The sequence below is a fragment of the Streptomyces sp. NPDC038135 genome, assembly GCF_055601245.1.
In genome coordinates this window covers 384,821-399,344 of sequence record NZ_JBVJXS010000002.1, presented here as the reverse complement: position 1 = coordinate 399,344, position 14,524 = coordinate 384,821, and the positions used below count along the sequence as shown (strand labels likewise).

General features: G+C 73.8%; 10 protein-coding genes and 1 pseudogene. 5 read left to right on the top strand and 6 right to left on the bottom strand.

Translation table 11 applies throughout. The annotated features are described in order from the left end of the window. The first annotated feature begins 97 nt into the window (after nucleotides 1-97). The gene (locus tag ACZ7JA_RS06105) at nucleotides 98-3,406 is read left to right on the top strand and encodes a S8 family serine peptidase (RefSeq protein ID WP_470807416.1); all 3,309 of its coding nucleotides are present in this window, start codon (nucleotides 98-100) and stop codon (nucleotides 3,404-3,406) included. Between the two features lie 275 nt (nucleotides 3,407-3,681). Here the strand turns inward: ACZ7JA_RS06105 and ACZ7JA_RS06100 are convergent, their stop codons facing one another. Beyond that, complete coding sequence (locus tag ACZ7JA_RS06100) at nucleotides 3,682-4,734, bottom strand: hypothetical protein (RefSeq protein WP_470807410.1); 1,053 nt, start codon at nucleotides 4,732-4,734, stop codon at nucleotides 3,682-3,684. Nucleotide 4,735: 1 nt separating this feature from the next. Then, nucleotides 4,736-5,281 carry a sigma-70 family RNA polymerase sigma factor gene (locus ACZ7JA_RS06095; protein ID WP_351660159.1) on the bottom strand — a complete coding sequence of 182 codons (546 nt, stop codon included), beginning with the start codon at nucleotides 5,279-5,281 and terminating at the stop codon, nucleotides 4,736-4,738. 340 nt (nucleotides 5,282-5,621) lie between these two features. Between ACZ7JA_RS06095 and ACZ7JA_RS06090 the strand changes: the two genes are divergently transcribed. The 3 genes and pseudogenes from ACZ7JA_RS06090 to ACZ7JA_RS06080 all read left to right on the top strand — a co-directional run. Further along, the gene (locus ACZ7JA_RS06090; protein ID WP_351659219.1) at nucleotides 5,622-6,641 is read left to right on the top strand and encodes an aspartate-semialdehyde dehydrogenase; all 1,020 of its coding nucleotides are present in this window, start codon (nucleotides 5,622-5,624) and stop codon (nucleotides 6,639-6,641) included. A 125-nt stretch (nucleotides 6,642-6,766) separates the two neighbouring features. Then, on the top strand, nucleotides 6,767-9,337 hold the full coding sequence (gene pepN / locus ACZ7JA_RS06085) for an aminopeptidase N (RefSeq protein ID WP_470807407.1): 2,571 nt from the start codon (nucleotides 6,767-6,769) through the stop codon (nucleotides 9,335-9,337). 383 nt (nucleotides 9,338-9,720) lie between these two features. Beyond that, nucleotides 9,721-10,056 (top strand): annotated as a pseudogene (locus ACZ7JA_RS06080) (DUF1203 domain-containing protein); the annotation flags it as partial. On the opposite strand, the gene ACZ7JA_RS06075 reads toward ACZ7JA_RS06080, so the two are convergent. Beyond that, complete coding sequence (locus tag ACZ7JA_RS06075) at nucleotides 9,963-10,976, bottom strand: EamA family transporter (RefSeq protein WP_470807405.1); 1,014 nt, start codon at nucleotides 10,974-10,976, stop codon at nucleotides 9,963-9,965. The pseudogene ACZ7JA_RS06080 and the gene ACZ7JA_RS06075 overlap by 94 nt on opposite strands. A gap of 109 nt (nucleotides 10,977-11,085) precedes the next feature. Between ACZ7JA_RS06075 and ACZ7JA_RS06070 the strand changes: the two genes are divergently transcribed. Then, nucleotides 11,086-11,592, top strand: coding sequence for a MarR family winged helix-turn-helix transcriptional regulator (locus tag ACZ7JA_RS06070; protein WP_351659210.1), 507 nt, complete (start codon nucleotides 11,086-11,088; stop codon nucleotides 11,590-11,592). A 116-nt stretch (nucleotides 11,593-11,708) separates the two neighbouring features. Here the strand turns inward: ACZ7JA_RS06070 and ACZ7JA_RS06065 are convergent, their stop codons facing one another. Genes ACZ7JA_RS06065 through ACZ7JA_RS06055 form a run of 3 tightly spaced genes read right to left on the bottom strand, consistent with a single transcriptional unit; the run spans nucleotide 11,709 to nucleotide 14,367 of the window. Further along, nucleotides 11,709-11,984: a hypothetical protein gene (locus ACZ7JA_RS06065; protein WP_351659207.1), complete on the bottom strand. Its 276-nt coding sequence runs from the start codon at nucleotides 11,982-11,984 to the stop codon at nucleotides 11,709-11,711. Between the two features lie 58 nt (nucleotides 11,985-12,042). Further along, a complete protein-coding gene (malQ, locus tag ACZ7JA_RS06060) occupies nucleotides 12,043-14,121 on the bottom strand; it encodes a 4-alpha-glucanotransferase (RefSeq protein ID WP_470807400.1) in 2,079 nt (692 codons plus the stop codon). Then, nucleotides 14,122-14,367, bottom strand: a complete 246-nt coding sequence (locus ACZ7JA_RS06055; protein WP_351659201.1) for a hypothetical protein — start codon at nucleotides 14,365-14,367, stop codon at nucleotides 14,122-14,124. It abuts the gene before it with no gap. Between the last annotated feature and the right edge of the window lie 157 nt (nucleotides 14,368-14,524).

The window sequence follows — 14,524 nt, the reverse complement described above, 5'->3', positions numbered from 1 at the left end:
CATTGATTACGTTCAGGTCAACGGTCCCCAAATTCCTTTGCCTTGGGTAAAGCTGTGCGCTCGTCCGGCACTGGTTTCTCACCTGCAAGGGATGCCGATGACCCACACCCCCGAGCGCGACCCGATATCCGGCCCGAGACGCCTGGCCCGCATAGCCGTGGCCGTCGGCGTGGTGGCCGCCCTCTCCGCGGCCGGGCCGGTACCGCTGGCCCTCGGCGCGGACGCGCCCCCCGCCACGGCCGATCCCGCCGTCAAGTCCGCCCACGACAAGCTCGGTTCGGAAGACGCCGACCGGCTCGCCGAGGCCAAGGCGGACGGCGACAAGAACGTCACGATGATGATCGCCACGGCGCCCGGGCAGACCGAGCAGGTCGCCTCGGAGCTGGACGCGGTCAAGGGCGGCTCGGTGGGCCGCACCTACGACAAGCTGGGCTACGTCCGCGCCACCGTCCCGACGGCGAAGGCGGACTCCGCGATCGCGGCCGCCGCGAAGCTGTCCTCGGTGCACGCGATCGACCTCCGCCAGGAGATCCCGCTGGACGACCCGACGCCCGCCGCGGACACCGCCCAGGGCGCCAAGGGCCACGGCTCGGCGACCACTTACTCCGGACCGGGCAGGAACACCCCGGCCGAGAACCCGTACAACCCGTCCTTCGAGACCGGCGCCGTCGACTTCGTCAAGGACCACCCGAAGGCGGACGGCCGGGGCATCACCATCGGCATCCTCGACTCCGGCGTGGACCTCGGCCACCCGGCGCTGCAGAAGACCACCACGGGCGAGCGGAAGATCACCGACTGGGTGACCGCCACCGACCCGATCATCGACGGCGACGGCACCTGGCGCCGGATGACCAACCCGGTCAGCGGTCCGTCCTTCGCCTACGGCGGCGCGAACTGGAAGGCGCCCGCGGGCAGCTACCAGGTCAACCTGTTCCGCGAGTCGTCGACGGCCGGCGGCGACGCCAAGGGCGACGCCAACCGGGACGGCGACACCACCGACGTCTGGGGCGTCCTCTACGACCCGGCCGCCGGCACCGTGCGGGTCGACCTGAACAACAACTTCGACTTCACCGACGACACCCCGATGAAGCCGTACAAGGACGGCTACCAGATCGGGTACTTCGGCACCGACGACCCGAAGACGGACGTGGTCGAACGCCAGCCGTTCGTCGTGCAGATCCGCAAGGACGTGCCGACCGACCCGTACGGCGGCGACTGGGTCGGCAAGACGGCCGACTTCGTCAACATCGGCGTCATCGAGTCCGAGCACGGCACGCACGTCGCCGGCATCACCTCCGCCAACGGGCTGTTCGGCGGCAGGATGAACGGCGCGGCCCCGGGCGCGAAGCTCGTCTCCTCCCGGGCCTGCACGTGGAGCGGCGGCTGCACCAACGTCGCGCTGACCGAGGGCATGATCGACCTCGTCGCCAACCGCGGTGTCGACATCGTCAACATGTCCATCGGCGGTCTGCCGGCGCTGAACGACGGCAACAACGCGCGCGCCGAGCTGTACACGCGGCTGATCGACACCTACGGCGTCCAGCTCGTGATCTCCGCGGGCAACTCCGGGCCCGGCGCCAACACGATCGGCGACCCCGGCCTCGCGGACAAGGTGATCTCCGTCGGCGCCACCATCTCCAAGGACACCTGGGCGGCCAACTACGGCTCGGCCGTCGCGACCAGGTACGCGATGATGCCCTTCTCCTCGCGCGGCCCGCGTGAGGACGGCGGCTTCACCCCGACCCTGAGCGCGCCCGGCGCCGCGATCAACACCACCCAGACCTGGCTGCCGGGCTCCCCGGTCGCCGAGGCGGGCTACTCGCTGCCGGCCGGCTACTCGATGCTCCAGGGCACCTCGATGGCCTCCCCGCAGGCGGCGGGCGCGAGCGCGCTGCTGCTGAGCGCCGCCAAGCAGAAGGGCATCGACCTGACGCCCGCGAAGCTGCGCACGGCTCTGACCTCGACCGCCGACCACATCAGCGGCGTGCAGGCCTACGAGGAGGGCGCCGGCCTCATCGACATCGTGGACGCCTGGGACGCCGTCCGCGACGGCGCCACCGCCCACGACTACACCGTGAAGGCGCCGGTCGACACCGCGATCGACTACGCGCTGAAGACCCCGGGCTTCGGCACCGGTCTGTACGACCGCGAGGGCGGCCTGAAGGCCGGCCAGCGCAAGACGTACGACGTCACGATCACCCGCACCTCCGGCCCGGACCGTGCCCTGCGGCACGAGCTGAGCATCGAGAACAACGCCGGCCGGACCTTCCGGATCCTCGGCGACGACGAGGTGCGGCTGCCGCTGAACCAGCCGGTGACGGTCAAGGTCCAGGCGGCTCCTGGCTCCACCGGTCTGAAGAGCGCGATCCTGGACGTCGACGACCCGCGCACGGAGGGGGTCGACAAGCAGATCCTCACCACCGTCGTGGTCGCCTCCCCGGTGAACTACACCTACTCCGCGTCCGGTTCGGTGCAGCGCAACAGCACCCGGTCCTACTTCGTGACCGTGCCCGAGGGCGCGAAGTCGCTGGAGGTCGCGATCGGCGGGCTGAAGGACAAGAGCCAGACCCGCTTCATCTCGATCCACCCGTACGGCACGCCGGTGGACAACACCAGCACCCCGTACTGCTACAACAACTACCTCGACGGCAACGGCTGCAAGCCGGACGTCCGCTCCTACGCCGACCCGCAGCCCGGCGTCTGGGAGGTCGAGGTCGAGGCCCGGCGTACCTCCCCGCTGCTCGACAACCCGTACGAGCTGGACGTCACCGTGCTCGGCGCGGTCTTCGACCCGGAGACCGTGACCGTGCCCGAGGCCAAGGTCGGTACGCCGGCCGCCGTCTCCTGGAAGGTGACCAACAAGTACGCGGCGCTGGACGGCAAGCTGGTCGGCGGCCCGCTGGGCTCCTCCGAGTCGTCCCGCCCGTCCATCAAGGAGGGCGAGACGCACACCACCACGGTGGACGTCCCGGCCGGCGCCAAGTCCCTGGACGTCGCGATCGGCAACGTGTCCGACGCGGGTGCCGACCTGGACCTGACCGTGTACGACGCCAACGGCACGCAGGTCGCGCAGTCCGCGGACGGCGACTCGGAGGAGGCGGTCTCCATCCCGTCCCCTGCCGCCGGCACGTACACCGTCAAGGTCGTCGGCTACTCGGTTCCGGCCGGCTCGACCGACTACGACTACCGGGACGTGTTCTTCTCCAGCACGCTCGGCACCGTCTCGGTCGACGGCTCGGCCGCGGTCAAGCTCGGCACGGGCGACTCCGCCACGGTGACCGGTCAGGTCACGGCCGCCGCCGAGGCCCCCGCGGGCCGCGCGTTCTTCGGCCAGGTCCAGCTGGTGAACGGCCGCGGCACGGCCGCGGGCACCGGCAGCGTGAAGATCGAGAAGGTCACGCCGTAACGGGGTGATCCCAGCAGAGGGGCGGGTGTCCGGACACGGGCGCCCGCCCCTCTTGTCGTCCGCCGGGTCACCACCCGCGGGCGCAGGCCGTCCCGGCCGGCCTCGTCGTCCCCGTCGGCCCCGTCGTCCCCGTCGTCCCCGTCGTCCCGCAGGCGGGATACGCGTCCGCGTGCCCTCGCTCCGAGACGACGAGGACGGCGACCGCCGCCGCGGCGAGCAGCAGCAGCGCCCCCACGACCACGGCCCACCGCCACCACCGCGTCACCGTGTCCCGCTCACGGCTCGTCGCACGGGGCGGGCGCGGACTCGGGCCCGGTCCCGGCGATCCGGGCGCGTTCGGCGGCCACGCGGGCGTCGCCGACGGCCCACAGGGTCGCCTCCCGGCCGCCCCGGACCACCCCGGCCAGCACGTGCTGCCCCTCGCGCGGGGCCGGGCTCGCGGCGTCGCCGAGGAGGAAGGCGACCTCCGACGGGCCGTGGGAGGGGCGGTAGGAGCGGGTCACGGTGAGCACGACACGGATCCGGGGGGCGTCCGTCCGCCGGTCCACCCCGGCCACGGTGCCCTCGGCGAGCAGCCGGTAGCAGGAGAGCGCCGCGCCGCTTCCGGCCTCGGCCGGGCCGTCCGCCCGGCTCTTCGCGTCGGCGCTCTTGTCCGAGCTCGCCGAGACACCGCCACCGGACCGCACCGCCACCCAGCCGAGCCCCGCCACCAGCCCGAGGGCCATCACCCCGGCCACCGAACCGAGCACCACCCGCGCCCCGCGCCGGACTCCGCCGGGCCGGCCCGGCCGCCGGACGCTCCGCGCCCGGCCGGGGGCCCGCGGCCCGCGGACCCCGGCGGCGCCGGGACCCCCGGCCCGCACGCGACCGGCCCCCCGACCGCCCGCGGCGATCCCCTCCGCCGCGCCCGCGGCGGCACTCGCCGCCGGCCCGCCGTCGCCCTCGGACCCGGCCGGGTCCGCGCTGCGGGAAGACATGCTGTCCCCGCCCGGACCGTCCTGACCCGAGGCGGCCTCGGGCCCGGCCGGGCCGGTACCCGGACCGTCCGCCCCGCCCTGGCCGGGGTCGTGCGCGGCCGCCAAGGCCCCCGCCCGCCCGGCGTCCGTCGCCCCCGGTGCCGGTCGTTCCGTCTGGCGCTCCCCCGTCAGGGCCTCGGCGAGCCAGACCAGTTGGTCCCTCAGCACCGCCACGTCCGCCTCGGCCGACCACCGCCGCGCGAGGAGGGCGGGGTCGTCGTGGGCGTCCGGCGGCAGCGGGTCGCCCGTGATCGCGGCCATCAGGGCGTCCATGCCGCCGTGCTCCCCGGTGTCCTCGTGTCCGGCGGGCATCTCACACCACCTCGTCCTCGTGCAGTCGCCGGCGCAGGGCGCGGACCGCCGTGTGCAGCCGGCTCTTGACCGTGCCCTCGGGAACGCCCAGCTCCTCGGCGATGCCGCGCACCGGCAGGTCCGCGAAGAAACGCAGGACCAGGACCTGGCGCTGGGCGTCGGGCAGCTCGTCCAGCCCCCGGGCGACGGCGAGGGAGAGCACGCTGGTCTCCTCGCCCGACGGGTGCGCGGGCTCGCGCAGGGCCGCCAGCCGCTCCCCCAGCCGCTCCTGGCGCCGCTTGGCCCGGTGCCAGTCCATGGCGAGGTTGGAGGCGACCACCGCCGCCCAGGCCGACACGTCCCGCGGCGCCTCCCGCCCGCTCGCGGCCCGCTCCAGCAGCCGCAGACGGACCTGCTGCACCCCGTCCGGCAGGTCCGCCTGCGGCACTCCGCCGAGCGCGAGCACCGCCCGCACCCGGCGTTCCTGGGCCGCGTCCAGTGGGTCTCCGCCGGTACGGTCCGCACCGGCGTACGCCCCCTTGTCGCGGCGCGTCCTTCCGCGCAGCACAAGCCACCCCCTCACGCGTTTGCCCCTACGACGCACGAGGCGGCGGAAACGTTCGGCCGGACGCCGAGGTCCCGGGAGGCGTACATCACACCACCGTGTGGGCGGTTCCCCGACGGGCAGGGACCCCGCAGCACAGCTTCCGGCGCGGGGCCGCCGCCGGGGAAACATCTGCAGCTCAGCGCGGCGTACGACGGAGGTCCAGAACCGGACCCGGAGTGATCGCGTCTTACAACGCGGGCAGGCGCCGCAAAGAATTGGACAGGTGGACCGGGACTGGCCGCATGATGGAAAAGCCCCGGTCATGCGAAGGCAAGCAGCAACACACACAGAGGGAGTCGCCGTGAGGGTCGGAATCGTCGGAGCCACCGGTCAGGTCGGCACGGTCATGCGCAGGATCCTCGCGGAGCGGAACTTCCCGGTCACCGAGCTGCGCCTGTTCGCCTCGGCCCGTTCGGCCGGGACCGTGCTGGACGGCGTGACGGTGGAGGACGCGGCGGCCGCCGACTACTCCGGCCTGGACATCGTGCTCTTCTCCGCGGGCGGCGCGACCTCCAGGGCGCTGGCCGAGAAGGTCGCCTCCCAGGGCGCCGTGGTGATCGACAACTCCTCGGCCTGGCGCCGCGACCCCGAGGTGCCCCTGGTGGTCGCCGAGGTGAACCCGCACGCCATCGCCGACCGGCCCAAGGGCATCATCGCCAACCCGAACTGCACCACCATGGCCGCGATGCCGGTCCTGAAGCCGCTGCACGAGGAGGCCGGCCTGGAGGCGCTGGTCGTCGCCACCTACCAGGCGGTGTCCGGCTCCGGCCTGGCGGGCGTGGCCGAGCTGCACGGGCAGGTGCAGAAGGTGGCCGCCGAGGCCGACAAGCTGACCCACGACGGCGCGGCGGTCGACTTCCCCGAGCCGCAGGTCTACAAGCGCCCCATCGCCTTCAACGTGCTCCCGCTGGCCGGCTCCATCGTCGACGACGGTCTGGGCGAGACCGACGAGGAGCAGAAGCTGCGCAACGAGTCCCGCAAGATCCTGGAGATCCCGGCCCTGAAGGTCTCCGGCACCTGTGTGCGCGTCCCGGTCTTCTCCGGTCACTCCCTCCAGGTCAACGCCCGTTTCGCCCGGCCGCTGAGCCCGGAGCGGGCGACCGAGCTGCTCGCGGGCGCCCCGGGCGTGGCCCTCTCCGACATCCCGACCCCGCTCGAGGCGGCCGGCCAGGACCCCTCGTTCGTCGGCCGCGTCCGCCGCGACGAGACGGTGGACAACGGCCTGGCGCTGTTCGTCTCCAACGACAACCTCCGCAAGGGCGCCGCGCTGAACGCCGTCCAGATCGCGGAGCTGGTGGCGGCCGAGCTGTCCGAGAAGTAGGCGCCCGTCGCACAGGGGGCGGTCACGTGCGCGTGACCGCCCCTTTCGCGTGCCCGGGCTCATCGCTTTCCCCGTGGCCGCCATGGAAGGATGGCGCAACCCACACATAACGAGGAGATGACCGCGTGCCTGGCACAAACCTGACTCGCGAAGAGGCGCGGCAGCGGGCGAAGCTGCTCACCGTTGACTCGTACGAGATCGATCTCGACCTCTCCGGCGCGCAGGAGGGCGGCACCTACCGGTCCGTGACCACGGTGCGCTTCGACGTGGCCGAAAGAGGCGCCACGTCCTTCATCGACCTGGTGGCCCCGGCCGTCCACGAGGTGACGCTGAACGGGGACTCGCTCGACCCCGCCGAGGTGTTCGCCGACTCGCGGATCGCGCTGCCCGAGCTGCTGGACGGGCGCAACATCCTGCGTGTCGTCGCCGACTGCGCCTACACCAACACCGGTGAGGGCCTGCACCGCTTCGTGGACCCGGTCGACGAGCAGGCGTACCTCTACACCCAGTTCGAGGTGCCGGACGCCCGCCGCGTCTTCGCCTCGTTCGAGCAGCCCGACCTGAAGGCGACCTTCCAGTTCACCGTGAAGGCCCCCGAGGGCTGGACGGTCATCTCCAACTCGCCGACGCCGGAGCCGCAGGAGAACGTCTGGGTCTTCGAGCCGACGCCCCGCATCTCGTCGTACATCACGGCGCTGGTCGTCGGCCCATACCACTCGGTGCACAGCGTGTACGAGCGGGACGGGCAGAGCGTGCCGCTCGGCATCTACTGCCGTCCCTCGCTGGCCGAGTTCCTGGACTCGGACGCCATCTTCGAGGTCACCCGGCAGGGCTTCGACTGGTTCCAGGAGAAGTTCGGGCTGGCGTACCCGTTCAAGAAGTACGACCAGCTCTTCGTGCCCGAGTTCAACGCCGGCGCGATGGAGAACGCGGGCGCGGTCACCATCCGCGACCAGTACGTCTTCCGGTCCAAGGTGACCGACGCGGCGTACGAGACGCGCGCCGAGACCATCCTGCACGAGCTGGCCCACATGTGGTTCGGCGACCTGGTCACCATGGAGTGGTGGAACGACCTGTGGCTGAACGAGTCGTTCGCCACCTACACCTCCATCGCCTGCCAGGCCGCCGCGCCCGGCTCCCGCTGGCCGCAGGCGTGGACGACGTTCGCGAACTCCATGAAGACCTGGGCGTACCGGCAGGACCAGCTCCCGTCCACGCACCCGATCATGGCCGACATCCGCGACCTGGACGACGTGCTCGTCAACTTCGACGGCATCACGTACGCCAAGGGCGCGAGCGTGCTCAAGCAGCTCGTCGCGTACGTCGGCGAGGACGAGTTCTTCAAGGGCGTGCAGGCCTACTTCAAGCGGCACGCGTACGGCAACACGCGCCTGTCCGACCTGCTGGGCGCCCTGGAGGAGACCTCCGGACGCGACCTGAAGACCTGGTCGAAGCAGTGGCTGGAGACGGCCGGCATCAACGTGCTGCGCCCGGAGGTCGAGACGGACGCGGACGGCGTCATCACCTCCTTCGCCGTCCGCCAGGAGGCCCCGGCGCTGCCCGCCGGCGCCAAGGGCGAGCCGGTGCTGCGCCCGCACCGCATCGCGATCGGCGTGTACGAGCTGGACGGCGGCGGCAAGCTGGTGCGCACCGACCGGATCGAGCTGGACGTCGACGGCGAGCTGACGGCCGTGCCGCAGCTCGCGGGCCGGCGCCGGCCGGCCGTCGTGCTGCTCAACGACGACGACCTGTCGTACGCGAAGGTCCGGCTGGACGAGGAGTCGCTGCGGACCGTCACCGAGCACCTCGGCGACTTCGAGGCCTCCCTGCCGCGCGCCCTGTGCTGGGCCTCGGCCTGGGACATGACCCGCGACGCCGAGCTGGCCACCCGGGACTACCTGTCGCTGGTGCTGTCCGGCATCGGCAAGGAGTCCGACATCGGTGTCGTGCAGTCGCTGCAGCGCCAGGTGAAGCTGGCGATCGAGCTGTACGCCGACCCGGCCGCCCGGGAGACCCTGCTGGCCCGCTGGACCGACGCCACGCTGGCCCACCTGCGCTCGGCCGGCCCCGGCAGCGACCACCAGCTCGCCTGGGCCCGGGCGTTCGCGGCGACGGCCCGCACGCCGGAGCAGCTCGACCTGCTGGACGCGCTGCTCGACGGCTCGCAGACCATCGAGGGCCTGGTCGTCGACACGGAGCTGCGCTGGGCGTTCGTGGAGCGGCTCGCGGCGGTCGGCCGCTTCGACGAGGCGGAGATCGCGGCGGAGTACGAGCGGGACCGGACCGCGGCCGGTGAGCGGCACGCGGCCACCGCCCGGGCGGCCCGTCCGACGCCGGAGGCCAAGGCGGAGGCGTGGGCGTCGGTCATCGACTCCGACAAGCTGCCGAACGCCGTGCAGGAGGCCGTGATCGGCGGCTTCGTGCAGACCGACCAGCGGGAGCTGCTGGCGCCGTACACGGAGCGGTACTTCGAGGTCCTCAAGGACGTCTGGAACGCCCGTTCGCACGAGATGGCCCAGCAGATCGCGATCGGCCTGTACCCGGGGGTGCAGATCTCCGAGGACACGCTGGCCAGGACGGACGCCTGGCTGGCCTCGGCGGAGCCCGGCGCGGCCCTGCGCCGGCTGGTCTCGGAGTCCCGCTCGGGCGTCGAGCGCGCGCTGAGGGCCCAGGCGGCGGACGCGGCCACCGCGTAACGCCGAACGGCCACGAGGGCGCCCGGTCCGGCACCGGGCGCCCTTTTCCGGGCCGGCGTCCGCGGGCGGCGGGTTCGACGTCCGGATTCCGCCGGTGCGCGGTACGCCCGGCGGGCCACGCTGGCCGTATGACGACCTACACCGCACGGCCCCTGCCGGCCGCGGTCCTAGGTCGTGTCGTCAAATTCCCGTCGTCCGCCCGGAGGGCGGGCCCTGCGGCGTCAGGTGCGTGCTCTCGGCGTGCCGGGCCCTGGCCCTCGTACTGGATGTACCCGGGTCTGGGCCCGGTGCGGCGAGAGTGCGTGCATGGCGTCGCAGGGCAGACGGGAATTTGACGACAGGGCCTAGCGGAGCTGCGCGTCTCGGACGACGCGGGCCGCCCCATGACCGCCTTCGAGGACACGGAGGGCGGCGCACCGCTGCGCTGCTGCCTGCGCCGCAGCGCGCCGGGCGAGCGCGTCGCCCTGGTGTCGTACGCGCCCCTGCGCCGCTGGGCGGCCGCGACGGGCGCCGACCCGGGGGCCTACGACGAGCAGGGGCCGGTCTTCGTGCACGCCGGGGACTGCGCCGGGCCCGAGGACGGCGACGCGCTCCCCTTCACCGGCGCCCACCGCACGCTGCGCCGCTACTCCGCCGACGGCCGCATCCTCGGGGGCCGCCTCGTCGCGGACCCGGACGGCTTCGGACCGGCGTTCGCGGAGGCCTTCGCCGACCCGGAGGTGGCGCTGGTGCACGTGCGGGCGGTGGAGTACGGGTGCTTCCTGTACGAGGTGCGGCGTCCGTAGACCGCTGCGCTCCCGAGCTGCCCGGCCGCCGTCGCCGCGAACGCCAGGGCCATGCCGAGCGTCTGCACGGGGGTGAGCGCCTGCCCCAGGGCCGCCCAGCCGGTCACGGCGGCGGTCAGCGGGGAGAGCGGGCCGAGGAAGCCGGCCCGGGTGGCGCCGAGCCGGCCGATGCCGCGGAACCAGAGCCAGTAGGCGACCGCCGTGTTCGCCAGCGCCAGGTAGAGGTAGCCGCCGACCGCGCGGCCGTCGAGCGCGGGCGGGGCGCCCTCGGCCAGCAGGGCGACCGGCGCGATGAGCAGGCCGCCGGCGGTGAGCTGCCAGCCGGTGAGGGCGAGCGGTCCGACGCCCTCGGGCCGGCCCCAGCGCCGGGTCAGCACGGTCCCCGCGGCCATCGAGGCGGTGGCGGCGACGGCGGCGAGCACCCCGGCCGCGTCCAGGGCGCCGGCGCCCTTGAGCACGACGAGGCTGACGCCGAGCGCGGCCACGGCTCCCGTGACCAGGGTGCGGGCGGTCGGCCGCTCCCGCAGCAGCAGTGCCGACAGGCCGACCACGAACAGCGGCCCGACCGAGCCGACCACGGCGGCCATCCCGCCGGGCAGCCGGTACGCCGACACGAACAGCAGCGGGAAGAAGGCGCCGATGTTCAGCGCGCCCAGCGCGGCCGCCTTGGCCCACCAGATGCCGCGCGGCCGCACCCGGGTGAGGGCGAGCAGCAGCAGCCCGGCGGGCAGAGCCCGGACGAGAGCCATGAACAGGGGGCGGTCCGGCGGCAGGAACTCGGTGGTGACGGCGTAGGTGGTGCCCCAGGAGACGGGGGCGAGGGCGGTGAGCAGGACGGTCGTGGGGCGCTTCATCACGGGCCCTTTCGCGGGTTTCAGCAAGTGATAAGTAGCTTAGCTGCAAGCTACTTATCGTCAAGCTACTTTCTTGCCGACGACTGTGCCCTGCGGCGATACTCGGCACATGAACGCAGGCCGGCAGCAGCCCCACGACCCCGTCGACGCGATCATCGACCAGTGGGCGGCCGTCCGCCCCGACCTCGACACCCGGGCGATGGAGGTCTTCGGGCGCATCCACCGCCTCTCCCGCGCCATGGGCGACCGCATGGAGAAGGCCTACGAGCCCTTCGGCGTCTCCCGCGGCGAGTTCGACGTGCTGGCCACCCTGCGCCGCTCCGGCGAGCCGTACACCCTGTCCCCGCGGCAGCTCTCGGCGACCCTGATGCTCACCACCGGCGGCATGACCGGCCGCCTCGACAAACTGGAGCGGGCCGGGCTGCTGCGCCGCTCCCCCGACCCCCACGACCGCCGCGGGCTCCAGGTGACCCTGACCGAGAAGGGGCTGGACGTCATCGACCGGGCGGTCGGCGCGGGGCTCGCCGTCCAGACGGAGGCCTTGGCCCACCTGGACGACGAACAGGCCGGCCAACTGGCCGGCCTGCTGCGGGAGCTGCTCTCCGGGACGCGGTAGGCGGGCGGGCCGCCGCCGGCGTGCCCGGAAACGCCGAGGGCGCCGGCCTCACCCGGGTACGGCGGTGTGCGCGTACCGGGGGGAGAGCGGCGCCCTCGGCGGGACGGGGAGGCCGGTCAGGCCTTCGCCTCGCCCTTCACGTTGATGTTGGACGTCGTGCGGTCCTTCTTGGCGTGGGACTTGTCCAGCACCATGACCAGACCCGCGATGACCACGAACAGGGCGATGGGCAGGAGCACATAGAGGCCCAGCGTCTGGATGACGCTCAGGCCGGGGCCGGGGTCGTCACCGTCGTCGCGGGTCAGCGCGAGCGCGGGGGACGACATGAGCAGCATCATCAGCGTCGTACCGGCGGCCAGGGCGCCGGCGCGCAGGGCGTTCTTCTTGTCCACACTCTCAAGTTAGCGAACCACCCGAACGGACGCGCGCGCGGGGTCCCCTACGCGGCCCTCACCGCCCCACCCCCTGCCTGAGCACGTCCAGCAGCGCCCGCAGCCGGGGCGAGGCCGCCAGCTCCTCCAGCGTCACCGGGCGGCCGTCCGAGTCGGCGACGGGCAGCCGCCAGTTCGGGTACTCGTCCCAGGTGCCGGGCAGGTTCTGCGGGCGGCGGTCGCCGACGCCGTCCGGGAGCCAGACGCCGACCAGCCGGGCCGGGGTGCGCAGCAGGAAGCGGTGGACGCCCTGGATCTCCGCCTCCTCGTCGCTGCCGGGCGGCCCGGCCGCCGGGCTGTCCAGCAGGCCGAGGCTCCCCAGCAGGGCGAGCCACTCCGCCGTGTCCGCGGCCGCCTCGGCGCTCTCCTCGGCGGCGGAGCGGGTGAGCAGGCCCAGGCGGTCGCGCAGACCGACGTGGTCGCCGGTGAGCCGGGCGGCGGTGGGCGGCAGGTCGTGGGTGGTGGCGGTGGCCAGGCAGTCCGCGCGCCACCGCTCCGGGGGCAGCGGGCGGCCGTCGCCCTCCCAGTCCCGTTCGAACCAGAGCACGGAGGTGCCGAGCACCCCGCGCCGCTGCAGCCGCTCGCGCACCCCGGGCTCCACGGTCCCCAGGTCCTCGCCGATCACCACCGCCCCGGCCCGGAAGGCCTCCAGGGCGAGCAGGGCGAGCATGGCCTCGGCGTCGTGGCGGACGTAGGTGCCCTCGGTGGGCGGGCGGCCCTGCGGCACCCACCACAGCCGGAACAGGCCCATCACGTGGTCGATGCGCAGGGCGCCGGTGTAGCGGAACAGGGCGCGCAGCAGGTGGCGGTAGGGGGCGTGGCCGGAGGCGGCCAGCCGGTCGGGCCGCCAGGGCGGCAGCCCCCAGTCCTGACCGTGGGCGTTGAAGGCGTCGGGCGGGGCGCCGACCGACATCCCGGCGGCGAAGTGGTCCTGCTGCGCCCAGGCGTCCGCGCCCTGGGGGTGCACGCCGACGGCGAGGTCGTGGATGATCCCGACGGTCATGCCGGCCTCCAGCGCGGTGCGCTGCGCGGCGCGGAGCTGGCCGTCGGTGAGCCAGGCCAGGCGGGAGTGGAAGTCGACCCGGTCGGCGAGCTCGGCGCGGGCGTGAGCGGTCTCGTCGGAGCGCGGGTCGCGCAGGCCCGCGGGCCACAGGTGCCAGTCGGAGCCGTGCGCCTCGGCGAGCGCGTACCAGGTGGCGTGGTCCTCCAGGGCCTGCCCCTCCTCGGTACGGAAGGCGTCGTAGGCGGCCTGCCGTCCCGGTCCGAGGGGCACGGCGAGGACCAGTTCCAGCGCCTCGCGCTTCAGCTCCCACACCGCGTCCCGGTCGATGAGGGCGCCCTTGTCGAGGACGTCGGCGCGCAGCCGCGCGGCGCGGTCCAGCAGGTCGCGGACCCGGTCCTGGTCCTCGACCTGGGCGAACTCGTCGATCAGCTCGACGCGCAGATGCACCGGGTCGGGGAAGCGGCGGGAGGAGGGCCGGTACGGCGAGGGGTCGGTCGGAGCGCCGGGCACGGCCGCGTGCAGCGGGTTGACCTGCACGAACCCGGCACCGGCGGTGCGTCCGGCCCAGCCGGCCAGCTCGGCGAGGTCACCGAGGTCGCCCATGCCCCAGGAGCGCCGGGAGAGCAGCGAGTACAGCTGGACGAGCAGGCCGTAGGAGCGGGTGGCCGGGGTCGGCAAACGGTCGGGGGCGACGACGAGATGGGCGTGCCCGGTGCGGCCGTCGGGCGCGACGGCGGTCACCCGGTGCGCTCCGAGCGGCAGTCCCTCGGCCGTGTCCCGCGTCTCGCCCTGTTCGGTCTCGACGGTGAGGCGGGTGCCGGCAGGCAGCGCGGCGAGGGCGGCCGGGCCGCCCGGGTCGCCGGACCAGTGCACGACCGTCGGTGGGAGCAGCCGCTCGCGCAGCTCGCGCTCCCGTTCGGCGAGCGCGGCGCGGACCGCGTCCGGGGTGCCCGCTTCGACGCCGAGGGCGGCCAGGGCGGCCACCACGGCGGAGGCGGGGACGTCGACCGTGCGGTCGGGGGCGGGGCGGTAGGACGTGTCCACCCCGTGCAGTGCGGCGAGCCGGGCCAGCTCCTCGTCGGCGGCCGCGGTCATCTACAGTCCCGCGCCGAAGAAGTCGGGGATCGGGTCGGACTCGCCGGTCAGCGGGGCGGCCTCGGCGAGCGGGGGCTCGCTGGTCAGGGGTTCGGCGTCGGGCAGGGGCGGCTCGCTGGTCAGCGGAGCCTCCACGCAGGCGCTCTCCGCGCTGAAGACGCACAGCCGCGCGTCGTCGGTCTCGGCGGACTGCTCCGCCAAGGGTTTCCACTGGGCCGGAATGGTGGGATGAGCCGGTGCGGCCACGGGGGCCTCCTTCTCTCTCGGTCGCTTGCCGCGGCTAGCGGTGGTCAGGGCAGGCCTACCCCGCGAGGCCGAAGCCACTCGCCCCGCCGCCCGGGCACGCGTGTGCGCGTCGGGTGAACCGATCCCGGGCGCGTGATCGATAGAGGGAGTGTGAGAC